General features: G+C 67.0%; 18 protein-coding genes. 8 read left to right on the plus strand and 10 right to left on the minus strand.

Annotated features, from left to right (window positions below; all coding sequences use genetic code 11):
* Positions 1 to 90: 90 nt before the first annotated feature.
* From A9975_RS20240 to A9975_RS20250, 3 genes are read right to left on the minus strand one after another with little or no spacing between them, the layout of a single operon-like run.
* Positions 91 to 1137, minus strand: a complete 1047-nt coding sequence (locus tag A9975_RS20240) for a tripartite tricarboxylate transporter substrate binding protein (protein ID WP_183034349.1) — start codon at positions 1135 to 1137, stop codon at positions 91 to 93.
* On the minus strand, positions 1113 to 2144 hold the full coding sequence (locus A9975_RS20245) for an NADPH:quinone oxidoreductase family protein (protein WP_183034432.1): 1032 nt from the start codon (positions 2142 to 2144) through the stop codon (positions 1113 to 1115). The genes A9975_RS20240 and A9975_RS20245 overlap by 25 nt, the downstream gene beginning before the upstream one ends.
* Positions 2144 to 3412, minus strand: a complete 1269-nt coding sequence (locus tag A9975_RS20250) for a CaiB/BaiF CoA-transferase family protein (RefSeq protein WP_183034433.1) — start codon at positions 3410 to 3412, stop codon at positions 2144 to 2146. The genes A9975_RS20245 and A9975_RS20250 overlap by 1 nt, the downstream gene beginning before the upstream one ends.
* A gap of 100 nt (positions 3413 to 3512) precedes the next feature.
* Here A9975_RS20250 and A9975_RS20255 point away from each other — a divergent pair, with 100 nt between their 5' ends.
* Complete coding sequence (locus A9975_RS20255) at positions 3513 to 4478, plus strand: LysR family transcriptional regulator (RefSeq protein WP_183034351.1); 966 nt, start codon at positions 3513 to 3515, stop codon at positions 4476 to 4478.
* A 91-nt stretch (positions 4479 to 4569) separates the two neighbouring features.
* Here the strand turns inward: A9975_RS20255 and kdgD are convergent, their stop codons facing one another.
* The gene (kdgD, locus tag A9975_RS20260) at positions 4570 to 5484 is read right to left on the minus strand and encodes a 5-dehydro-4-deoxyglucarate dehydratase (RefSeq protein WP_183034353.1); all 915 of its coding nucleotides are present in this window, start codon (positions 5482 to 5484) and stop codon (positions 4570 to 4572) included.
* Between the two features lie 510 nt (positions 5485 to 5994).
* Here kdgD and A9975_RS20265 point away from each other — a divergent pair.
* From A9975_RS20265 to A9975_RS20275, 3 genes are all read left to right on the plus strand, one after another.
* Entirely contained in the window at positions 5995 to 7350 is a 1356-nt protein-coding gene (locus A9975_RS20265; RefSeq protein ID WP_183034354.1) for an MFS transporter, read from the plus strand.
* 77 nt (positions 7351 to 7427) lie between these two features.
* On the plus strand, positions 7428 to 9023 hold the full coding sequence (gene garD, locus A9975_RS20270; protein ID WP_220810827.1) for a galactarate dehydratase: 1596 nt from the start codon (positions 7428 to 7430) through the stop codon (positions 9021 to 9023).
* Between the two features lie 284 nt (positions 9024 to 9307).
* Entirely contained in the window at positions 9308 to 10690 is a 1383-nt protein-coding gene (locus tag A9975_RS20275; RefSeq protein ID WP_183034356.1) for an FAD-binding oxidoreductase, read from the plus strand.
* Between the two features lie 15 nt (positions 10691 to 10705).
* Here A9975_RS20275 and A9975_RS20280 read toward each other — a convergent pair whose 3' ends face one another.
* From A9975_RS20280 to A9975_RS20305, 6 genes are all read right to left on the minus strand, one after another.
* Positions 10706 to 11227, minus strand: a complete 522-nt coding sequence (locus A9975_RS20280) for an OsmC family protein (RefSeq protein ID WP_183034358.1) — start codon at positions 11225 to 11227, stop codon at positions 10706 to 10708.
* A gap of 102 nt (positions 11228 to 11329) precedes the next feature.
* The gene (locus tag A9975_RS20285) at positions 11330 to 12256 is read right to left on the minus strand and encodes a LysR substrate-binding domain-containing protein (protein WP_183034360.1); all 927 of its coding nucleotides are present in this window, start codon (positions 12254 to 12256) and stop codon (positions 11330 to 11332) included.
* 8 nt (positions 12257 to 12264) lie between these two features.
* Positions 12265 to 13056 (minus strand): 2-dehydro-3-deoxyglucarate aldolase, encoded by a 792-nt coding sequence (gene garL, locus A9975_RS20290; RefSeq protein WP_220810828.1) that lies wholly within the window; start codon positions 13054 to 13056, stop codon positions 12265 to 12267.
* 141 nt (positions 13057 to 13197) lie between these two features.
* The gene (locus A9975_RS20295) at positions 13198 to 13572 is read right to left on the minus strand and encodes a 5-carboxymethyl-2-hydroxymuconate Delta-isomerase (protein WP_043355096.1); all 375 of its coding nucleotides are present in this window, start codon (positions 13570 to 13572) and stop codon (positions 13198 to 13200) included.
* A gap of 45 nt (positions 13573 to 13617) precedes the next feature.
* Positions 13618 to 14712, minus strand: coding sequence for a malate/lactate/ureidoglycolate dehydrogenase (locus A9975_RS20300; protein WP_183034362.1), 1095 nt, complete (start codon positions 14710 to 14712; stop codon positions 13618 to 13620).
* 123 nt (positions 14713 to 14835) lie between these two features.
* Complete coding sequence (locus A9975_RS20305) at positions 14836 to 15915, minus strand: tripartite tricarboxylate transporter substrate binding protein (RefSeq protein ID WP_255503324.1); 1080 nt, start codon at positions 15913 to 15915, stop codon at positions 14836 to 14838.
* Between the two features lie 279 nt (positions 15916 to 16194).
* On the opposite strand from A9975_RS20305, the gene A9975_RS20310 reads away from it, so the two are divergent.
* The 4 genes from A9975_RS20310 (at position 16195) to A9975_RS20325 (ending at position 21546) form a co-directional block, all read left to right on the plus strand.
* On the plus strand, positions 16195 to 17901 hold the full coding sequence (locus A9975_RS20310; protein ID WP_183034364.1) for a thiamine pyrophosphate-binding protein: 1707 nt from the start codon (positions 16195 to 16197) through the stop codon (positions 17899 to 17901).
* A 42-nt stretch (positions 17902 to 17943) separates the two neighbouring features.
* The gene (locus tag A9975_RS20315; protein ID WP_183034366.1) at positions 17944 to 19368 is read left to right on the plus strand and encodes an FAD-binding oxidoreductase; all 1425 of its coding nucleotides are present in this window, start codon (positions 17944 to 17946) and stop codon (positions 19366 to 19368) included.
* Positions 19369 to 19437: 69 nt separating this feature from the next.
* On the plus strand, positions 19438 to 20430 hold the full coding sequence (locus A9975_RS20320) for a tripartite tricarboxylate transporter substrate binding protein (protein ID WP_183034368.1): 993 nt from the start codon (positions 19438 to 19440) through the stop codon (positions 20428 to 20430).
* Between the two features lie 42 nt (positions 20431 to 20472).
* Positions 20473 to 21546, plus strand: coding sequence for an Ldh family oxidoreductase (locus A9975_RS20325; protein ID WP_183034370.1), 1074 nt, complete (start codon positions 20473 to 20475; stop codon positions 21544 to 21546).
* Positions 21547 to 21563 lie beyond the last annotated feature (17 nt).

Raw genomic sequence — 21563 nt, forward strand, 5'->3', positions numbered from 1 at the left:
GCACCGGGGTGGCAATTGTCCCGCCGGTGGGGCGGATCTGTCCATCGGTGCCACCGCTTGCCACGGCAGCGCACCGATGGCCGCCGATGGCTATTGATCCGCCTTGGCGCCCGACTTGCGCACGATTTCGGCCCACTTCTTGCCCTCTGCCGCGGTGTAGCGCGCGAACTCTGCGGGGGAAGACCCTACCGGTTCGGCGCCCATGTCGGCGTACTGGCGCTGCACGTCGGGCTGGCGCAGGGCTTGCGCGGCGTGGGCCGCGAGTTTCTCCACGATCGGCGCTGGCGTGCCGCGCGGCGCCCACAAGCCGTACCAGGTGCTGATATTGAAGCCGGGCAAGCCAGACTCCGCCACCGTGGGCACGTCCGGCAGGGCACGCGCCCGCTTGAGCGTAGTGACGGCCACGGCGCGCAGCTTGCCAGCCTTGATGAACGGCATCGCCGATGGCATGGAATCGAACATCAGCTGGATCTGGCCGCCCATCAGGTCGGTCAGCGCGGGCGAGCTGCCCTTGTACGGCACGTGCTGCATCGAGACGTTGGCGGCAAACTTGAACGATTCGCCCGCCAGTTGCTGGGCCGACGCATTGCCGGCCGACCCGAAGTTGATGCTGCCGCCCTTGGCCTTGGCATAGGCGATCAGGTCCTGCACGGTCTTGACCGGCGAGTCGTTGTTGACCACCAGCACCAGCGGCACATCGGCCAGTTGCGTGACGGGCACAAAATCGCGGAAGGCGTCGTAGCGCATCTTGGGATAGATGCTCGGGTTGATCACATGCAGCGAGGCATTGGCCAGGATGGTGTAGCCATCTGGCGCGGCCTTGGCGACCATTTCCGCGCCGATCATGCCGCTGGCGCCTGGCTTGTTGTCGATCACCACCGTCTGGCCAAGCGTGTCGCCCATCTTGACGGCAACCACGCGCGCCAGCAGGTCGGTGGGGCCGCCCGGCGGGTAAGGCAGCACCATGCGGATCGGGCGCTGCGGGAAATCGTCGGCGGCACGGGCCGGCGACGTGCCCAAGGCAGCAAGGGCGGTGGTTGCAATCGTTGCCAGCAAGGCAAGGCGCAACGCGGACCGGCGATGCTTGGTGTGCTGTGTACTGTGCTGCGTGTTCAGGACCCTGAATCGATTTGGCATGCGTTAGTCTCCTTTATTTTTATTGCGACTTTGCCGATGACCTGCCTGGCTTCCAGCGCGTCCAGCGCCTCGGCCAGCCCGCTCATCGGGTACACCTTCGACACAGTCGGTCGGATCTTTCCTTCGCTGGCCCAGCCGCACAGTGTCTTCATGACGGCCTGCAATGCGAGGGCATGCTGTGCCCGCTCGTTGGCGGGCGTCCAGCCGATATAGCGGCCGACGAAAAATCCATGCAGCGTCAGGTTCTTTACCAGCAGCAGGTTCAGCGGCGCTTGCGGGATGCGGCCGCTGGCAAAGCCGATGCTGAGAATCCGCGCGTTGGCGGCGGCGGCGCGCAGCGCCTGGTCGAACAGGTCGCCGCCTACCGGGTCCACCACCACGTCGGCACCGCGCCCCCCGCTCACGCGCTTGACGGCGGCGGCCAGGTCTTGCGGTGCGAGCGCATGCTGGGCGCCGCGCCGCAGGGCCTGGGCGCGTTTTGCTTCGGTGCTGGCGCAAGCAATCACCTGCGCGCCCAGCTGGTGGGCGATTTCCACGGCGGCCAGGCCCACGCCGGCGCCGGCGCCTAGCACCAGCACCGTGTCGCCGGGCTGCACGGCGCAGCGCCACACCAGGCCACAGTAAGCGGTGCCGTAGGAGAGCGGGATCGGCAGGGCTTGCAGCGAGTCAAGCGTATCGGGAATGGGGTAGACCGTGTATTCGGGTAGCGTGACTTCTTCGGCAAAGCAGCCCCAGTCGGCAATGGCCGCCACGCGGTCGCCAGGGCGCAGGCGGGTTACCGCTGCGCCGCAAGCCACTACGCGGCCGACCGCCTCGGTGCCGGGCACGAACGGCAGCGGCGGCTTGGTCTGGTAGCGGCCTTCCACCATCAGGCCCGTGGCGTGGCTGACGCTTGCGTACTCCACTGCCAGCGTGACGGCGTGCGGATCCACCAATGCCGGGCGCGCGATGCTGGCAAGGCGGACGTCTTGCGCTTTGCCGAAATGCTCGCAGAGCAGGGCTCGCATCATGCGCTGGCTCCCGCGGCGGCGTTGCCCGTCAGAGGGCTGGCCTGCCTGACCACGCCCATCTCCAGCCATTGCGCGAGCTTGTCCGGGGCGACACCGTACTCACGCAGCACGGCCTCGGTGTGTTCACCGACACGCGGCGCGGCGGTGGCCGCCCGCCGCATGCCCTTGGCGGGGATGCCGGCAAACGGCAAGGCACCCAGCCCCGCCTGCTCGACCGTCTGGAAGGTCCCCTGCGGCGCCGCTAGCGGGTGGTCGAGCACTTGCTGGTAGTTGCGCACCGGCGCATGAAGGATGTCATGCGCCTGCAGGATGCCGAGCCAGTGCGCCGTGCTTTTGCCGGCAAGCACCGCCGCCACGGCGTCCTGCAGCCAGGCCGCGTGCGCCATGCGGCTGGCGTTGTCCGCAAAGCGCGCATCTTGCGCCCAGCCAGGGCGATCCAGCGCGCGGCAGAGCCTGCCGAATTGCGCGTTGTTGAGCGCCAGCAAGGTGAGGCTGCCATCGCTGGTGGCAAAGACGCCATTTGGCGCGCTCACCGGCCCGGCGGCCACAGCGCCCTGGATGGCGTACTCGAGGATATTGTTGGCCTGCAGCGCCACGCAGGCGTCGAACAGGCTCAGCTCGACATGCGCGCCGGCACCGCTGCGAAAACGCCTGCACAAGGCGGCGGCGGCGGCCTGCGCCGCGTACAGGCCGGTGGCAGCGTCCGCCAGCAGCATGCCGATGCGCCGCGGCGAGCCGTCGGCCATGCGGTTGGTGTGCATGAGACCGCTGTCGGCCTGCATCACGGAGTCCGAGGCCGGGTAGTCGGCATAAGGGCCGTCCGCGCCGTAGCCGCTGATGGACACATAGACCAGCGCCGGATTGCGCGCGCACAGCGCCGCGTAGCCAACGCCAAGGCGCTCGGCAACCTGCGGCCTGAAGTTCTGCACCACGATATCCGCCCGCAGCGCGAGGTCGAACAACAACGCCTTGCCGGCGTCTGTGGCCGCATCGATGCAGACGCCACGCTTGCCGGCGTTGTACGCGATTGACAGGGCACTGTGCTCGCCACGCACCACGCCAACATGCCGGCCCCAGTCGCCTGCAGGCGGATCGACCTTGATGACGTCGGCGCCTTGCTGCCAGAGGATATGCGCGCAGTAGGGGCCTGCGATGCCCTGGCTGATATCCAGGATGCGCAAGCCGGAAAAGGGCAGGTCGTCGACAGCTTCGGATGAAGGCGGGGTATGCGAAGGTAGCGCGGATTGCAGGTCGGTCTGGGCCATCGGCAGGGATCTGGGAGTCGTCATGTAGCGTGGGATGCCCTATGCTAGGGCGTACTCCTGGTCGTGACAATCCGCCGACTTGTGCCACCCGTGTTGACTCATGATTGACAATAATCCCAGCTTCGACCTGAACCTGATCCGGCTATTCGTCACGCTGGTGGAATCCAGAACGCTCACGGCCGCCGCCGCGCGCGGCGGCATGACCCGCTCCAATGTCTCGCGCCGGCTCAAGGCGCTGGAGCAGCATATGGGCGCGCAACTGATGCGGCGCACCACCCGCCATGTGGAGCTGACCGAGGCCGGGCGGCTGCTGTATGCGCACGGCGTGCGCATGCTGGATGAGTTGCAGGCGGCGGGCACTTCCATCGACAGTCTCGGCCATTCCGTGCGCGGCGATGTGCGGATCCGCCTGCCCACGGGGCTCGGGCACTTGTACCTGGCGCAGGTATTGCTGGAGTTCGCCCGGCAATACCCGGCCATCTCCCTGCGCGTGCTGATCAATGACTATATCGGCGACCTGATCTCCGCCGAGGTGGATGTGGCGTTGAAGATCACCTCCCTGCCGCCGGAGGATCATGTGGCGCGCAAGATTTGCGCGGTAGGCTGGTGCCTGTGCGCATCGCCCGCGTTCCTGGCGGAGCACGGGCCGGTCAGCCGCGCGGAGGATCTTGCCCACTGCGACCTGATCGCGCCAGCGTCGCTGGGGAGGCGCTTCGATCTCAAGCTGAAGCTGGCCGGCACGCCGCTGATCCTGCGGGTCGCCCCCCGCATCCAGTCCGGCGACTATCCCTTCCTGTTCGAGTCGATGCTGACAGGACTCGGCGTTGCCTTGCTGCCGCGCTATGCCGTGTGGCAGCAGATCGGGCGTGGCGAAGTGGTGGAGGTGCTGCCCGAGTACGAGCCTGAAGGCGTGGGCGACAGCATTTACATGCTGACCGCGCCAAACCGGTTTCCCACGCTGGCCACCCGCACGCTGATGGATTTCATCAGGGCGCGGCTGGAAAGCCAGGCGGGGAACTGGGGTGGGCGTGAGGCTGGCGCGGAAGTTGACGCCGCGCGACGATAGTTTGGCGGCGTTGGAGTGGCGTCATTGGCGCGAGCAGCGCAGGCCTGCGCCAGCCGCGCCTGCAGCGGTTGGCTGGGCAAGCCCGTCTGGTTTACTGCGGCCCCAGCTTCTTGATCAGCGCATCCAGCATCGCCAGTTCCTGCTCGTCCAGGTCCGTCAGGGGCGCGCGGACCGGGCCGGCGTCGTGCCCGACCAGCTTGGCGCCGGCCTTGACGATGCTCACCGCGTAGCCTGCGCGTCGGTTGCGGATGTCCAGGTACGGCAGGAAGAACTCGTCGATCAGGCGGTTGGTGGTGGCGTGGTCGTCGGCGGCGATCGCGCGGTAGAAGTCCATCGCCGTCTTGGGGATGAAGTTGAACACGGCCGACGAGTACACGGGCACGCCCAGTGCCTTGTAGGCGGCGGCGTACACTTCGGCGGTGGGCAGGCCGCCCAGGTAGGACAGGCGGTCGCCCAGCTTGCGGCGGATGCGGACCATGCCTTCGATCTCGCCCACGCCGTCCTTGAAGCCGATCAGGTTGGGGCAACGGTCGGCCAGGCGTTCGAGCATGTCCGCGTTGATGCGGGAATTGCCGCGGTTGTACACGATCACGCCGATGTGGACCGATTTGCAGACTTCTTCGATATGGTTGGCAATGCCGTCCTGGCAGGCTTCGGTCAGGTAGTGCGGCAGCAGCAGGATGCCCTTGGCGCCCAGGCGCTGGGCTTCCTTGGCGTAGGCGATGGCCATGCGGGTCGGGCCGCCGGCGCCGGCCAGGATGGGCACCTTGCCGGCGCAGGTTTCCACCGCGGTGCGGATGACATTGGAGTAGTCGTCCGGCGTCAGCGAGAAGAACTCACCGGTGCCACCGGCGGCGAACAGGGCGGTCGCGCCGTAGGGGGCCAGCCATTCCAGGCGCTCTACATAGGTCTCGGGGCGGAAGTTGCCTTGCGCGTCGAAGTCGGTCACGGGGAAGGAAAGCAGGCCTTCCGAGACAATCTGCTTGAGTTCTTGTGGTGTGGTCATGATGGCTGGTCCTGATACCCGCAAGGGCGGTGTTGGTTCAGTGGTTCTTGTGCATGACTTTCGTCTGCACAATTTCGAGATACGTCATCGTACAACTAGATATTTGGATGCGCAAGTACTTTTGTTTTGGGAACAGGCATCGTCCCTCGGCTTTGCTGGTACCAGTCAATAGGAAAAGACGGGGCAGGAGGGTTGGATCTATCCGGCGCGGAATGGAGCGCCTCATGGCAGAATCGCAGGTATTCACCTTGAAAGCTGCCTGAAAGCTTGGGGCGTGGCATCTTCAAGTCGGCGCACCCGGACCAACAGCGCCCCTGCAACGGCTAATGCACCCTCGCCAACGCCGTTGTCCTGGAGCTAGGGTAAACACTCAATGTTGCCGACGAAATCGGATGCCTATAATTCAAGTTATACGATGACATATCACGTAAGCGGACAATTAGGCGAGATGGCGCGTGCCGTACCACGTAAGGCAGCCCCATCTCGAATCCGGCTCGTGCAGGAGACACCATGAATCTCAGCAATACCATCAGCGTGGCCGGAGAGGCCACCCGTCGCAGCCATGTCCGTTACTGGATACTGCTGATGATCTTCGTGGTGACGACGGTGAACTATGCCGATCGCGCCACGCTTTCCATCACCGGCCCGGCGATGCGATCGGAGTTCGGCTTCGATGCCGTGCAGATGGGGTTTATCTTCTCGGCGTTCAGCTGGGCCTATGTGATGGCGCAGATCCCGGGTGGCTGGCTGCTGGACCGCTTTGGCGCGCGCCGCATCTATGCCTGCAGTATTTTCCTGTGGTCGTTCTTTACCTTGCTGCAGGGCTTTATCGGCGTATTCGCCACCGTTGGCGCGGCCGTGACCACGCTGTTCGTGCTGCGATTTGCCGTGGGCCTGGCCGAGTCGCCGGCGTTCCCGGCCAATGCCAAGGTCGTGGCCAGCTGGTTTCCCACGGCCGAGCGCGGCACGGCCTCGGCCATCTTCAATTCCGCGCAATACTTTGCCGCGGTGCTGTTTACGCCGCTGATGGCCTGGCTGACCCACGCGCTGGGCTGGCACCACGTCTATCTGTGGATGGGCGCGCTGGGCATGGTGCTGGCCGGCCTCTGGCTCAAGGTGGTACGTAGCCCGGCAACCCATCCGGGCGTGAATCGCGCGGAGCTTGACTACATCAAGCAGGGCGGCGGCCTGATCGAGATGAGCGGCGACGCTGGCAAGAAGGACAAGGAAGCCTCAGGCACGCGTTGGTTCTACGTGCGCCAGCTGCTCTCCAACCGGATGCTGCTGGGCGTGTACCTGGGCCAGTACTGCATCAACGTGCTGACGTACTTCTTCCTGACGTGGTTTCCCGTGTACCTGGTGCAGGCCCGTGGCATGTCGATCCTGAAGGCGGGGTTTGTCGCATCGCTGCCGGCAATCTGCGGGTTCCTGGGCGGGGTGCTGGGCGGCGTGATTTCCGATGGGTTCCTGCGCCGCGGCTACTCGCTGACGGTGGCCCGCAAGGTGCCGATCGTCGCCGGCATGCTGCTGTCGGTCAGCATGATTGCCTGCAACTACGTGGATAGCGAATGGCTGGTGGTGGGCTTCATGGCACTGGCCTTTTTCGGCAAGGGCATCGGCGCGCTGGGCTGGGCCGTGGTGGCGGATACGGCACCGAAGGAAGTGATTGGCCTGGCCGGCAGCATCTTTAACATGTTCGGAAATATCGCGGGCATCGTCACGCCTATCGTGATCGGATATATCCTTGGCACCACCGGTTCTTTCAATGGCGCGCTGGTCTTCGTCGGCGCCAACGCGCTGGTGACGGTGATCAGCTACCTCGTGATCGTCAAGGAAATCAAGCGCGTCGAGCTCAAGCATCCCTGAAATCCATGAATTGAGTGGCGCCTGCTGCGCAGGTGCCGCCCCGGCGCAGCGGCCAAGAGTTTCGCAAGGAAAAATACATGACGGTGATCGATATCAAAGTAGAACAGCCAGGCGGTTCGCAGCCGGCTGCGCCGGTGCAGGGCACTGCGCTGTACATCCGCATCCACGAGCTGGATAACGTGGCGATCGTCGCCAACGATGGCGGCCTGCCCGAGGGCACGGTGTTTCCCTGCGGGCTGACGCTGCGCGAGCGGGTGCCGCAGGGCCACAAGGTGGCGCTGGTGGACCTGGCGGCTGGCGATGCCGTGGTGCGCTACAACGTGGTGATCGGCTACGCGCTGCGCGACCTGCCCAAAGGCAGCTGGGTCAACGAGCGCGTGATCGAGATGCCGGTGGCGCCCGGGCTGGACAACCTGCCTGTCGGCACGCGCGTGGCGGAACCGCTGCCACCGCTGGAAGGCTATAGCTTCGAGGGCTTTCGCAATCCGGACGGCTCGGTCGGCACCCGCAACATCCTCGCCATCACCACCACCGTGCAGTGCGTGTCGGGCGTGGTGGAGCACGCGGTGCGGCGCATCAAGGCCGAGCTGCTGCCGCAGTATCCCAATGTGGACGATGTGGTGGGGCTGGAGCACACCTACGGCTGCGGCGTGGCCATCGATGCGCCGGACGCTATCGTGCCGATCCGCACGCTGCGCAATATCGCGCTGAACCCGAATTTCGGCGGCACCGCCATGATGGTGAGCCTGGGTTGCGAGAAGCTGCAGCCGGAGCGCCTGCTGCCGGCCGGCAGCTTGCCCGGCGGCCTGGATGTTGGCGTGGTGTGCCTGCAGGACGACGAGCACGTCGGCTTTGAGAGCATGATCGATTCCATCATGGCAATGGCGCGTACCCACCTGGCCAAGCTGGACCAGCGCCGCCGCGAAACCTGCCCGGCCTCGGAACTGGTGGTGGGCGTGCAGTGCGGCGGCAGCGATGCTTTTTCGGGTGTGACCGCCAATCCCGCCGTGGGGTTTGCCACCGACCTGCTGGTGCGCGCCGGCGCCACCGTGATGTTCTCGGAAGTCACGGAAGTGCGCGATGGCATCGACCAGCTCACCGCGCGCGCCGCCACGCCGGAAGTGGCGCAGGCCATGATCCGCGAGATGGACTGGTACGACCGCTACCTGGAAAAGGGCCGGGTTGACCGCAGCGCCAACACCACCCCCGGCAACAAGAAGGGCGGCCTGTCCAATATCGTCGAAAAGGCCATGGGCTCGATTGTCAAGTCGGGCAGCACGGCCATCACCGGCGTGCTTTCCCCCGGCGAGAAGCTCAAGCAAAAGGGCCTGATCTACGCGGCCACGCCCGCCAGCGACTTTATCTGCGGCACCCTGCAACTGGCCGCCGGCATGAACCTGCACGTGTTCACCACCGGCCGGGGCACGCCGTACGGCCTGGCCGAAGTGCCGGTGATCAAGGTGGCAACGCGTAGCGATCTGGCACGCCGCTGGCACGACCTGATGGACGTGAATGCGGGCCGCATCGCCACCGGCGAGGCCACCATCGAGGATGTGGGCTGGGAGTTGTTCCGGCTGATGCTGGATGTGGCGAGCGGGCGCAAGAAGACCTGGGCTGAGCACCATAAGCTGCACAATTCGCTGGTGCTGTTCAACCCGGCGCCGGTGACCTGACCCGATAGCCCGGCCAGCGCGGCCAAGAAAATCGATGCGGCGATAAGCGGCCGGGACCAGTGTCCCGGCCGCTTTACATTCGTCGGGGGCCAACCTTAAATGAGGAAGGATTCGGCCCTTCTCCTGGCTACCACGCCTGCTGCCTTCCCCCTTCAGTTCGCCATGCCATCCTCTGCCCGACATGACGCCGGAGACGGATCAAGCACGGATCAAGCCTTGCTTGGTGGCGCGCGGCCAGTGCCGCGGCCGAACCCCTATCCGGGATTCCGTCGCGAGGTGCCATCATGGCCGATTTGTCGAGTGAGCTGGTCAATGGGTTGAAGTCGAAACTGAGAGGCCAGGTGCTGCAACCTGGCGAGCCGGGCTATGAGCAGGCGCGGCAAGTCTGGAATGCCATGATCGACCGCCGTCCCGCGCTGATCGTCAAAAGCGCCGGCGCGGCCGATGTCATCGATACGGTCGCGTTCGCGCGGGACAATGGCGTGCCGCTGTCGGTACGCGCCGGCGGCCACAATATCGGCGGCCTGGCCCTTTGCGATGGGGGCGTCACGCTGGACCTGTCGGGCATGAAATCGGTGCGGGTCGACCCCACTGCGCTGCGCGCCTATGTGGAGCCCGGCGCCACGCTGGGTGATTTTGACCACGAGGCGCAGGCCTTCGGCCTTGCCACGCCGCTTGGCATCAACTCCACCACCGGTGTAGCCGGACTCACCCTGGGCGGCGGCTTTGGCTGGATCAGCCGCAAGTACGGCACCACCGTGGATAACCTGGTCAGCGCCCAGGTGGTGACAGCCGATGGCAAGCTGGTGCACGCCAGCGCCACCGAGCATCCCGACCTGTTCTGGGCCATTCGCGGCGGCGGCGGCAACTTCGGCGTGGTCACCATGTTCGAGTTCGCCCTGCGGCCAGTCGGCCCGGAAATCTATGGTGGCCTGATCGTCTATCCGCTGGAGCAGGGCGTGGCCGTGTTGCAAGCCTTGCGTGACCGCTTCGATGGCATGCCCGATGAGCTGACCGTGTGGGCCGTGATGCGGCTCGCGCCGCCGCTGCCGTTCCTGCCGCCGCAGACCCATGGCAAGCCCATCGTAGCCCTGGCCATCTGCTACATCGGGCCGCCAGCCAACGGCCCGCAACTGGTCGAGCCCTTGCGCCATCTCGGCACACCCTACGGCGAGCATGTCGGACCCATGCCGTTTACTGCCTGGCAGCAGGCGTTCGACCCTCTGCTCACGCCGGGGGCGCGCAACTACTGGAAATCGCACAACTTCGCCGGGCTGGATGATGGCCTGCTCACGTTGCTGGTGGATTACGTCAACAAGCTGCCCTCGCCGCACACCGAGATCTTCATCGGCGCCATGGGCGGCCAGACTAACCGGGTCGCGGCAGACGCCGTGGCTTACCCCAATCGCGATGCCAACTACGTCATGAACGTGCACGGACGCTGGACCGAGCCGGCTGACGACGCCGCCTGCATCGCCTGGTCGCGCGAGGTGTTCCAGGCCGCGGCACCTTACGCGCTTGGCTCGGTATACGTGAATTTCCTGACGCAGGAAGAGGGCGATCGCGTCGGCGCCGCGTACGGGCCGAACCATGCCCGGCTGGTCGAGGTCAAGCGGCGGTACGACCCCAACAACCTGTTCCGCCACAACCAGAACATCAAACCCTGAGCACCTCCTGGCAGGCTATGCCGCCGGCCCCGTGCCGGCGGCATGGGTCACGTCGATCTTCGTACCGCCGCGGAGCGTCTGGTACACCACGCAATAGCGCTCGGTCAGCCGCAGCAGCGATTCGATCTGGTCGGCCTGCGCATCGGTATCCAGTTCAAAGCGCATCCGGATCGCGCGAAAGCCCACGATGGCGTCCTTGCTCACGCCAAGCGTGCCGCGAAAATCGAGGTCGCCTTCCACCAGCACGTGCGCATCGCGCAGCACGATGCCCAGCGCCGTAGCCACCGCATTCAGCGTGACACCAGCGCAGGCGGCCAGGGCCTCCAGCAGCATGTCGCCGGAGCAGGCGCTCAGGCCGGTGCCGCCGGTGGCAGGGTGCAGGCCGGCTTCGACCATGGCCTTGCCGGTTTCGACGTGGCAGGTAACTCCCTCGCCCAAGCGGCTCGATGCACGCAAGGTGATCAAGGCAGCCTCGGGGTGTTCCCGGTACTTTTCCTTGAGCGGGGCCTGGACGGAGCGGAGTTGATCGGCGTGCATCGGCGTTCTCCCAAGTGTTGGCTTCAGGCATCGAGCCTAGGTGGCGGTTGCAAAACCTTCAAGGCGGTAACAGGCAGCCGGAATCTGACGGAATTTGAGATGTCAAATCAACCGCGCCCCCGGCCACGCGCCCGACATCACAATATTGCGCACGGACTGCCTCACCGTTTGCATGATGTCCCACAATTCCGGCACCGGTGTGCGGTTACGCGCGGTGGCAAGGGCCACCTGCCGCGTCACTACCGGATCCACCAGCCGGGCTGAATGCAGCCGGCCTTGCGCTACGCGATCCGCGACCGCGGCAAACGGCAGCAGGGTGGCGCCGCAGCCGTCTTCCACCAGGCGCATCGACACGGTATTGGACGCGTCGCATTCCAGCGCCAGTTGCAGGCTGGCGCCCGCGCGAGCAGCGAGCGATTCGGCAAGCACGCGCAGGCCATGTCCCGTGCTGGGCAGGATCAGCGGCACTTCGCCAAGGCGGCGCACGGGAAAGGTCGGGCCGAGGTGGCTCCAGGATGTCGGCGTGACCAGGGTCAGGTCTTCTTCCAGCAGGATGTCGACTTTCAGCGCCCCTTGCTGTTCGGGCAGGTAGAGCAGGGCGACATCGATTTCGCCAGCCGCCAGCCAGGCGAGCACGGGGCTGGCCAGTCCTTCGACAAAGCGCACCTTGGTCGCCGGAAAACGTTGCTTGAGCGCGGTGCCGATGCTGGCGAATGCGGTGTTGGCGATGGTGGGCTGTGCCGCGATCACCAGTTGCGCCGGGCCTTGCGCCGACGAAGCGCGGATGGCTTCGCGGGCTTCGGCCAGCGTGGCCGCCACCTGCCGCGCATAGACGATCAACGTCTGGCCGGCTTCGGTCAGCACCACGCCGCGCCCGCTGCGATGGAACAGGCGGGTGTCCAGCGCGGCTTCCAGGCGGGCGATCTGCCGGCTTACGGTGGACTGGTCCGCGCCCATTTCGAGCGCGGCGCGCGAGATGCTCTGCGTGTTGGCGACGCAGACGAAGCAGGCCAGGTCCTCGGAGTTCATCGCGAGGCTTAGCTGGCGAAACGATCGCGCAGCGCCTGCGTCGCGGTACGGAAGAGACTCTGGTCCACGCCCACCGCCACGAAGCTCGCGCCCATGTCCAGGTAGCGGCGCGCGTCGGCTTCTACCGGAGTCAGCGTGCCCACGGCCTTGCCGGCGCGCCTGGCGGCCTCGAAGATGCGCGCCACCTGCGCCTGCACTTCGGGGTGGTTGGGGTTGCCGAGGTGGCCGTAGGCGGCCGCGAGGTCGTTCGGGCCGATAAAGATGCCGTCGACCCCATCGACCGCGCAGATCTCGTCGGCCGCGTCCACGCCTTTGCGGCTTTCGATCTGCACCAGCACGCAGATGTTGTCATTGATCTGGCTGAAGTAATCCGGCACCGTGCCATAGCGGTTGCTGCGCTGGACCGACGACACGCCACGCACGCCTGCTGGCGGGTAGCGGGTGGCGCTCACCGCGCGCCCGGCCTGCTCCGCGCTTTCCACAAAGGGAATCAGGAAATTGTAGAAGCCGATGTCCAGCAGCCGCTTGAGCAGCACCGGATCGTTGGCGGGCGGGCGCACTACCGGCGCGCTCACGCTGCCTTGCAGCGCCATCAACTGCGGGATGAAGGTCAGCACGTCGTTGGGCGAATGTTCGCCGTCAAGCAGCAGCCAGTCGAAGCCCGCCAGGCCGAGGATCTCGGTGGTGGTGGCGTTGCCCAGCGAGCACCAGCACCCGATCACGCGCTTGTGCGCCAGCACGTCGGCACGAAAGCGGTTGGGCAGGGGCGAGGGCAAGGTTGAATTCGGGAGGGAGGACATGACGATGGTGTTCCTGTCTTTTAAGGCTGGAAGGCGAATGGGTCAGCCGGTGACCCCGATCTGCCAGGGCGGTGCGGCCCCGCAGCCTTTGACCGGCTGCGGGGCCATCGCTGATGCCAGATGGCTTGCTGGTCTGGCGGGTCAGTGCGAACCGCTGACGATCTGCTTGGTGAAGCTGGCGCGTTCCATCTCCACCACCTCCACGCTGACCTGCACGCTGTCTTCCGCGTTGGCCGGGCGCACCGCGTCGGCAATGACCTCGCAGATCGCTTGACTCAGTGCCTGGCGCACGGCCAGGTCGCGGCCGTCCAGGATGTGCAGGCGCGCATGGACGAAAGCGCGCTCGCGCGCTTCGGTGCCCTGGCGGTAGGAGGTCAGCGTGATGCAGCGCGACTTGATGTCCGGCTCGCCGAACTGGCCGGAGGCCAGCAGCGCGGCATTGGCCTCGTCCAGCAGTTCTTCCTGCGAGCAGGTGAGGCGGGTGTTTTCGGTAATTTCAATGATGAGGTGGGGCATGGTGGCTAGGCCTGAAGGTTTCGGTGAGTCGCCGGAGCGGGGGGATCAGTCCACCGCCAGCCGCGACAGCGGGCCGGGCGACTTGCCGCGCGCTGCCTGCACGCGCGCCGCTGCGTCGTCAAGCTGGGCCAGCGTGCCGCTGTCCACCGGCATGAACTCGGCGCGGGCGCGGCGCCAGGCGCGTTCCGGCTCGCCGGGCAGCAGGATGGCATCGGTGCCGGGCTGCAGGTGCGATGAGCGCAGCCAGTCGACGAAGGCCTGCACTTCGTGGCCAAAGGTGGTGCTGCTGCCCAGGCGCTCTGGGTCGAACACGATGGCCAGCATATTGTTCCAGACCGCGTGCTCGTGGGTCAGGGTCTCCGGGCGGATGGTGTGGCCACCGGTGACCGCCGCGCCCAGCAGTTCGCACATCACCGCCAGCACGTAGCCCTTGTGCTCGCCGAAGGGGCGCAGCGCGCCCTGCGCCTCGCCAGCGGGCGGGAACATCACGGCCGGGTCGTCGGTTGGATGGCCTTCGGTGTCGAGCAGGCAGCCCGGGGGCACCGTCACGCCCTTGTTGTTGGCCACGCGCACCTTGCCCAGCGCGATTGCGCTGGTGGCGAAATCCATCACCAGCGGCTCGCCGCCGGCCACCGGCACGCCGATGGTGAACGGGTTGGTGCCATAGCGCGCCTCATAGCCGCCATGCGGGGCCACGATCGGCTTGGATAGCACATTGACGAAGTGGATGGAAATCATGCCGGCAGCGGTAGCCTGCTCGGCCCAGTGCCCAACCCGGCCCAGGTGGTGCGAGGCGCGCAGCCCCAGCACGCATACGCCGTGCTCGCGCGCGCGCTCGATGGCCAGGCCCATGGCTTCCTCGGTCACCGCCTGGCCCATGCCGCGATTGCCATCCAGGCTGAGGATGCCGCCAGCCTCGTGGACCACGCTCACGCGCTGGTTCAGTTGAAGCTGCTCGCCTTGCCAGGACATCACGTACTTCGGGATCATGCCGACCCCGTGCGAGTCGTGGCCTGACAAGTTGGCGCCGACGAGGTGGTCGGCGGTCAGGCGGGCCTCGCGGGCATCGGAGCCGGCGGCGCGCCAGAGATCGACCACCCATTGATGGAGGGCGGGAGTCGGGATGCGGTGTTCACTCATGAGCTTGGGGTTCGAAAGAGGAGGGGAGATCGGTGGGGAAATCGGTCGAACATGGCGGCCCCCATGATAAGCCGCCGGGCCCGGCTTGGGTACCCGGCGAACCATGCGAGCCATGCACCGGCGTCATTCCGGGCGGATGTTGGCGCTCTTGATCAGTTGCGCCCACTTGGCCACTTCGCTCTTCTGGAACGCGCCCAGTTCGGCCGGGCCAGCGCCGGACGGCTCGATCCCGAGCGAGGCCAGCCGGGCGCGCATGTCCGGCTCCTGGATGATCTTGCCGATGTCCGCGGCAAGGCGGTTGACGATGGGTGCAGGCGTGCCAGCGGGGGCAAACACGGCTTGCCAGGAAACGATCTCGTAGCCTTGCAGCTTCGGGCCGCCGGCCTCGGCCACGGTCGGCACGTCGGGCAGTTCGCGGGTGCGCTTGGCAGCCGTGGTGGCCAGCGCGCGGAACTTGCCGGACTGGATCATCGGCATGGCGGCCACGCTGTTCTCGAACAAGACATCGACCTGGTTGCCTAGCAAGGCCTGCACGGCCGGGTTGCTGCCCTTGAACGGCACGTGGAGCAGCTTGACGCCCGCCATGCTGGAGAACAACTCGCCGGCCAGGTGCTGCGAGGTGCCGTTGCCGGCCGAGCCGAAGGAGACCGCGCCGGGCTTGGCCCTGGCGGCGGCGATCACGTCCTGCACGGACTTCCACGGGCTGTTGGCGTTGACCACCAGCAGGTTGGGCAGGGTGCCGATCAGGGCCACGGGCTGGAAGTTCTTGATCGGGTCATAAGGCATCTTCGGATACAGGCTCACATTGATCGAGTGCGAACTGATGGTGCCGCCGACCAGGGTGTAACCGTCCGGCGCGGCCTTGGCCACATAGTCGGAGCCGATATTGCCGCCCGCGCCGGCGCGGTTCTCCACCACCACCGGCTGGCCGATCATCTGCGACAGACGCTGGCCAATCAGGCGGCCGAGCACGTCCGTGGTGCCGCCCGCGGCAAAGGGCACCACGTAGTTGACCGGCTTGGCCGGCCAGGTGTCCTGCGCATGCGCCGGCAGCGCGCCAACGGCGGCCAGGGCGCAGGCGAGCAGGCCAAAGGCGCGGCGGGCCTGGGAGGCGGGATGGAAAGCGGATTGGAAAGCGGGATGGGACTGATGGGCCGGCTGGCTGGCCTGCAAGGGCCGCAGGTGCAGAAGCTGCAGAAGCATGTCTTGGTCTCCATTGTATTTTTGTCTGGGCCATCGCCTTTGCGCTGCGTGACGCGGCCGCTATGCTCTGGCAAGCGGCGCATGTGGCAGGGTGGGATCGCCTGACAACAGGCTACACGCGTGCCGTGGGAGTAGCCTTGCGTTTTGCGCATAACAGAAATGCGCCTTAAGCCAGGCGCCCAAAGCGTTTGCGACGTAACAATCGCTACATTCCCGGAGGTTCCGGATCTCTGCCATTCCGGCTCCGGCCTGATTGCACTGCACCATTTTCTTTCTGCCATGACCAGCCAATCCGTTGCAGCTACCGTGCCTTCCCCTTCCTCCTCCTGCGCCAATCCGGCGCCGCGCTCCGGCGGCCGGGTCCTGGTGGACGCGCTGCGCATCCACGGCGCCGAGCGTATCTTCTGCGTGCCGGGCGAGAGTTTCCTGGATGTCCTCGACGCACTGCACGACCAGCCCGCCATTGACCTGATCGTCTGCAAGCACGAAGGCGCCGCGGCCAACATGGCCGAGGCCGACGGCAAGCTCACTGGCCGCCCCGGCATCTGCTTTGTCACGCGCGGCCCGGGCGCCACGCACGCTAGCATCGGCGTGCATATCGCAGCGCAGGATTCCACGCCGATGCTGCTCTTCGTTGGGCAGATCGCTCGCGGCCACAAGGGCCGCGAGGCCTTCCAGGAGGTCGACTACGGCGCCATGTTCGGCTCCATCGCCAAGTGGGTGGTGGAGATCGAGGATCCGGCTCGTATCCCTGAGCTGGTGGCGCGCGCGTTCCAGTGCGCCACCTCGGGCCGGCCCGGCCCGGTGGTGATTTCCCTGCCGGAAGACGTGCTGGACGGCCTGTGCGAGGTGGCCGATACCGGCCGCTATCGCCCGGTGGCGGCGGCACCGCGCGCGGCCGATGCCGATGCGCTCGCTGCCGCGCTGGCCGGGGCCGAGCGCCCGCTGGTGATTGCCGGCGGCGCCAACTGGAGCGCGCAGGCGGCGGCCGATTTCGCGGCCTTCGTGCAGCGCTGGAACCTGCCGGTGGCCTGTGCCTTTCGCCGCCAGGACGTATTCGACAACCGCGATCCGCACTACGTCGGGCACCTCAGCCTGGGCGTCAACCCGGCGTTGGCCGAGCGCGTGCGCACGGCCGACGTGATCCTGGCCTTCGGCACGCGGCTGGGCGATATCGCGACCGACGGCTACACCTTGCTGGAGGCGCCGCAGCCGCGCCAGCGCCTGTTCCACCTGCACGCCGACAGCGCCGAGCTGGGCCGCGTCTACCAGCCCGAGCTGGCCATCCATGCGGGCATCGAGCCAGGCGCCGCCATGCTGGCCGCGTTCACGCCGCCTGCGGCGGTGCGCTGGGCCGATTGGACCAGCGCCGCACGCGCCGCGCATACCGCTTTCGTGGCCCCGGCCAAGCCGCACCCGCAGCTCACCGGCGTGGACATGGGCGCGGTGATCGCGCACCTGGACCGGGTCTTGCCCGACGACGCCGTGCTGACCAACGGCGCCGGCAACTACACGGTCTGGCTGCATCGCTACTACGCCTATCGCCAGCCGCGCACCGAGCTGGCCCCCACCTGCGGCGCCATGGGCTACGGCCTGCCTGCGGCGGTTGCCGCCAAGCTGCGCGACCCGCAGCGCACCGTGGTGTGCTTCGCCGGCGACGGCTGCTTCCTGATGTACCCGCAGGAAGTGGCCACGGCCGCGCAGTACGGCGCGAACCTGATCGTGGTGGTGGTCAACAACGGCATGTACGGCACCATCCGCATGCACCAGGAAAAGCGCTATCCCGGGCGCGTCAGCGGCACGGACATCCCGAGCCCGGATTTTGTGGCGATGGCGCAGTCGTGCGGGGCCTGGGCGGAGCGCGTGACGCAGACGGAAGATTTCGCCGCAGCCTTTGCGCGTGCGCAGGCCGCGGGCAAGCCCGCCGTGCTGGAACTGGTCACGGACCCGCGCCAGATCACCCCGGCGATGCGGATCGCGGACTGACAAAAGAAGATAAAAAAACAAAATGCAAGACAGGAGACAACCATGACCGATGCCACGCTGGCCGACTTGCGCAACCAGTTTGCCGGCCGCCTGCTGAGCGCCGCCGATGACACGGCGCCGTTTCTCACCGACTGGCGCCGCAGCTGGACCGGCCGCGCCCTGGCGGTGGCGCAGCCCGATAGCACGGCCGACGTGGCGGCCATCGTGCGCTGGTGCGCGGCGCGCCAGGTGCCGCTGGTGCCGCAGGGTGGCAATACGGGCATGGTGGGTGGCGCCATCCCGGACGACGGCGGCCGCGCGCTGGTGCTGTCCACGGCGCGGCTGAACCGCATCCGCGAGATCGATCCGATCAACAACACGCTCACCGCGGAGGCGGGCTGTATCCTGGCCGCCGTGCAGCAGGCGGCGCAGGAAGCGGGGCGCTTGTACCCGCTGTCGCTCGGCGCGGAAGGCAGTTGCACCATCGGCGGCAATCTCGCCAGCAACGCGGGCGGGGTGCAGGTGCTGCGCTACGGCAATACGCGCGAGCTGTGCCTGGGGCTGGAAGTGGTGACGCCCGACGGCGAGATCTGGGACGGCCTGCGCGGCCTGCGCAAGGACAACACCGGCTACGACCTCAAGCAGCTCTTTATCGGCGCGGAGGGCACGTTGGGCGTGATCACCGCCGCCACCCTCAAGTTGTTTCCGCGTCCGGCGGCGCGCATGACCGCGCTGGCCGCGGTGAGCGATCCGCATGCGGCACTGCGCCTGCTGGAACTGGCCCAGCGCCGGCTAGCCGCCACGCTGACGGCGTTCGAGTTGATGAGCGGCGTGTGCGTGGCACTGGTGGCGCGGCATTTCCCGGACTGCCGCGCGCCCTTCGGACAGGAGCATCCCTGGTATGTGCTGCTGGAGAGCAGCGACCCGCATAGCGAGGCGCACGCCACGCAGGCCTTCGGCGAGCTGATGGAAGAGGCCTTCGAGGCTGGCATCGTGGCGGACGCCGCCATCGCGGCCTCGCTGGCGCAGTCCGATGGGCTGTGGCGGATCCGCCATCACCTGCCGGAGGCCCAGTCGCAGGAGGGCGACAACCTCAAGCACGACATCTCGGTGCCGATCTCTGCGATCGGCGAGTTCATTGCGCACACCAGCGCCGCCATCGTGGCCGCCAATCCCGGCGCTCGCGTACTGGCCTTTGGCCACCTGGGTGACGGCAACCTGCATTACAACGTCAGCGCGCCATACGGCGTGCCGCAAGCGGACTTTGTGCGGGCCAACGGCGCGGCCATCAGCGCGCTGGTGTACGAGGCCGTGCACCGCGTGCGCGGCTCGATCTCGGCCGAACATGGCATCGGCCAGCTCAAGGTCGACAAGAACGCGCACTACAAATCCACCGTGGAAATGGCGCTGATGCAAAAGCTCAAGCATGCGCTGGACCCGCACGGGCTGATGAACCCGGGCCGGCTGCTGCCGGGCGCATCGCACTGAGCGCACTGCACACCGCGCGCCAAGCATCACGCGCCACGTATGACAACAAGAACCACAGAGGAGACACCGATGCATCAAAGCTACAAGCCGTCGCGCCGCATGCTGCTGGCCGCCCTGGCTGCCACCGCCGCGTGCGTGGCGTTGCCCGTGCGGGCGGATACCTATCCGTCCAGGCCGATCCGCGTGGTGGTGCCGTTTGCCGCCGGCGGCAATACGGATATCGTGGCCCGGCTGATCGGGCGCGACCTGCAAAAGGCGCTGGGCCAGCCGGTGGTGGTGGAAAACCGCCCCGGCGCCTCGGGCAATATCGGCGCCGACATCGTTGCCAAGTCGGCGCCGGACGGCTACACCTTCCTGATGGGCACGGTTGGCACCAATGCGATCAATGCCAGCTTCTATCGCAAGATGCCCTACGATACGGCCAAGGATTTCACGGCCGTGGCCATGGTCGCCTCGGTGCCGAATATCCTGGTGGTCAATCCCGCCGTGCCGGCAAGGAACGTCAAGGAACTCACGCAGTTCGTCAAAAGCGAAAACGGCAAGGCCACCTTTGCCTCGTCGGGCGCGGGCAGCTCGATCCACCTGTCGGGCGAGCTGTACAAGGTCATGACCGGAACCCAGATGGTGCATGTGCCGTACAAGGGCAGCGCCCTGGCGGTGACCGACCTGATGGGCGGGCAGGTGCAGATCATGTTCGACAACGCGCCGACCTCGCTGCCCTTCGTCAAGTCCGGCAAGCTCAAGGCGCTTGCCGTGACCGGCACCCAGCGCATGAGCGCGCTGCCTGATGTGCCGACGATGGAGGAAGCCGGCCTGCCAGGCTTTGTGACCGGCTCGTGGTTCGGCCTGTTTGCCCCCGCCGGCACGCCGCGCGAGATCGTGTCGAAGGTGAGCGATGCGGTGATGGCGGCCATGCGCAGGCCCGAGTTCCGCGAGCAGCTGGTCAATGCCGGCGCCGAGCCGGACCCCAAGCCCGCCGCGGAATTCCAGGTCTTCGCGCTGGCCGAGAAGGCACGCTGGGAAAAGGTGGTCAAGGCGGCCGGCGTATCGGTCAACGAGTAAAACCCAGGGCGCGCCGATCGCGCCCTACCTGACGGAGCCCCTATGCAAAGCCAACCCCCAGCCACCGTGCGCCATGACGCCGCCGCGCTGCGCAGCATGGCGCAGGCCATGTTCGAGCGCGCGGGCATGCCCGCCGACCGGGCCGCCGACGTGGCGGACATCCTGGTCGAAGGCGACCTGATGGGGCACGATACGCACGGCCTGCAGTTGCTGCCCACCTACCTGGCCGAGATCGAAAGCGGCAGCATGGCCGTCAAGGAGGACTACGAGGTGCTGGCCAACCGCGCCGCGGTGGCCACCTGGGACGGCAAGCGCCTGCCGGGGCCGTGGCTGACGCTGCGCGCCATGCAAAGCGCGATGGCGCGGGCGCGCGACTACGGCACCGGCACGGTCACCATCCGCCGCGCGCACCATATTGCGTGCCTGGCCGCCTACCTGGAGCGCGCCACGCGGGAAGGCTTCGTCATGCTGCTGTACTCCTCGGCGCCGGCCGCCATGACCGTGGCGCCGTTCGGCGGCACCCGCCCCGTGTTCTCGCCCAGCCCTGTGGCGGCGGGTTTTCCCACGCCCGACGGCCCGGTGCTGATCGATGTCTCCACCTCGGTCACCACGGTCGGCCTGACCACGCGGCTGTACAAGGAGGGCAAGCGCCTGCCGCACCAGTGGCTGATCGATGCGAACGGCAACGCCAGCGACGACCCCGCCGTCATGTTTGCGCCGCACGCGGGCTCGATCCTGCCGCTGGGCGGGCTCGATGCCGGCCATAAGGGCTATGCGCTATCGCTGATGGTGGAAGCGCTGACCGCCGGCCTGTCCGGCCATGGCCGCGACGATCCGGGCAAGCGCTGGGGCAACACCGTGTTCCTGCAGATACTGGACCCGTCTGCCTTCGCCGGCGAAGAAGCCTTTGCCGGGCAAATGGGCTGGATCGCGCGGGCCTGCACGGACAATCCGCCGCGCCCGGGCGTGGATCGCGTGCGCCTGCCGGGGCAGGGCGCGCTGGAGCGCAAGGCGCGCCAGCTGCGCGATGGCGTGGCGCTGAACCCCGCCATCCTGCCGCAGATCCAGCCCTGGCTGGACAAGTTCGGCATGACGGCGCCGGCGCCGCTGGCTTGAGGCGCAGCCCGGCGCCG

It is taken from the genome of Cupriavidus sp. UME77, from assembly GCF_014170355.1.
GTDB lineage: Bacteria > Pseudomonadota > Gammaproteobacteria > Burkholderiales > Burkholderiaceae > Cupriavidus > Cupriavidus basilensis.

What these genes read in the sequence shown, in the direction of transcription:
- A9975_RS20240 (WP_183034349.1), bottom strand. Translation starts at nt 1,137, where the DNA reads ATGCCAAATCGATTCAGGGTCCTGAACACGCAGCACAGTACACAGCAC.
- A9975_RS20245 (WP_183034432.1), bottom strand. Translation starts at nt 2,144, where the DNA reads ATGCGAGCCCTGCTCTGCGAGCATTTCGGCAAAGCGCAAGACGTCCGC.
- A9975_RS20250 (WP_183034433.1), bottom strand. Translation starts at nt 3,412, where the DNA reads ATGGCCCAGACCGACCTGCAATCCGCGCTACCTTCGCATACCCCGCCT.
- A9975_RS20255 (WP_183034351.1), top strand. Translation starts at nt 3,513, where the DNA reads ATGATTGACAATAATCCCAGCTTCGACCTGAACCTGATCCGGCTATTC.
- kdgD (WP_183034353.1), bottom strand. Translation starts at nt 5,484, where the DNA reads ATGACCACACCACAAGAACTCAAGCAGATTGTCTCGGAAGGCCTGCTT.
- A9975_RS20265 (WP_183034354.1), top strand. Translation starts at nt 5,995, where the DNA reads ATGAATCTCAGCAATACCATCAGCGTGGCCGGAGAGGCCACCCGTCGC.
- garD (WP_220810827.1), top strand. Translation starts at nt 7,428, where the DNA reads ATGACGGTGATCGATATCAAAGTAGAACAGCCAGGCGGTTCGCAGCCG.
- A9975_RS20275 (WP_183034356.1), top strand. Translation starts at nt 9,308, where the DNA reads ATGGCCGATTTGTCGAGTGAGCTGGTCAATGGGTTGAAGTCGAAACTG.
- A9975_RS20280 (WP_183034358.1), bottom strand. Translation starts at nt 11,227, where the DNA reads ATGCACGCCGATCAACTCCGCTCCGTCCAGGCCCCGCTCAAGGAAAAG.
- A9975_RS20285 (WP_183034360.1), bottom strand. Translation starts at nt 12,256, where the DNA reads ATGAACTCCGAGGACCTGGCCTGCTTCGTCTGCGTCGCCAACACGCAG.
- garL (WP_220810828.1), bottom strand. Translation starts at nt 13,056, where the DNA reads ATGTCCTCCCTCCCGAATTCAACCTTGCCCTCGCCCCTGCCCAACCGC.
- A9975_RS20295 (WP_043355096.1), bottom strand. Translation starts at nt 13,572, where the DNA reads ATGCCCCACCTCATCATTGAAATTACCGAAAACACCCGCCTCACCTGC.
- A9975_RS20300 (WP_183034362.1), bottom strand. Translation starts at nt 14,712, where the DNA reads ATGAGTGAACACCGCATCCCGACTCCCGCCCTCCATCAATGGGTGGTC.
- A9975_RS20305 (WP_255503324.1), bottom strand. Translation starts at nt 15,915, where the DNA reads ATGCTTCTGCAGCTTCTGCACCTGCGGCCCTTGCAGGCCAGCCAGCCG.
- A9975_RS20310 (WP_183034364.1), top strand. Translation starts at nt 16,195, where the DNA reads ATGACCAGCCAATCCGTTGCAGCTACCGTGCCTTCCCCTTCCTCCTCC.
- A9975_RS20315 (WP_183034366.1), top strand. Translation starts at nt 17,944, where the DNA reads ATGACCGATGCCACGCTGGCCGACTTGCGCAACCAGTTTGCCGGCCGC.
- A9975_RS20320 (WP_183034368.1), top strand. Translation starts at nt 19,438, where the DNA reads ATGCATCAAAGCTACAAGCCGTCGCGCCGCATGCTGCTGGCCGCCCTG.
- A9975_RS20325 (WP_183034370.1), top strand. Translation starts at nt 20,473, where the DNA reads ATGCAAAGCCAACCCCCAGCCACCGTGCGCCATGACGCCGCCGCGCTG.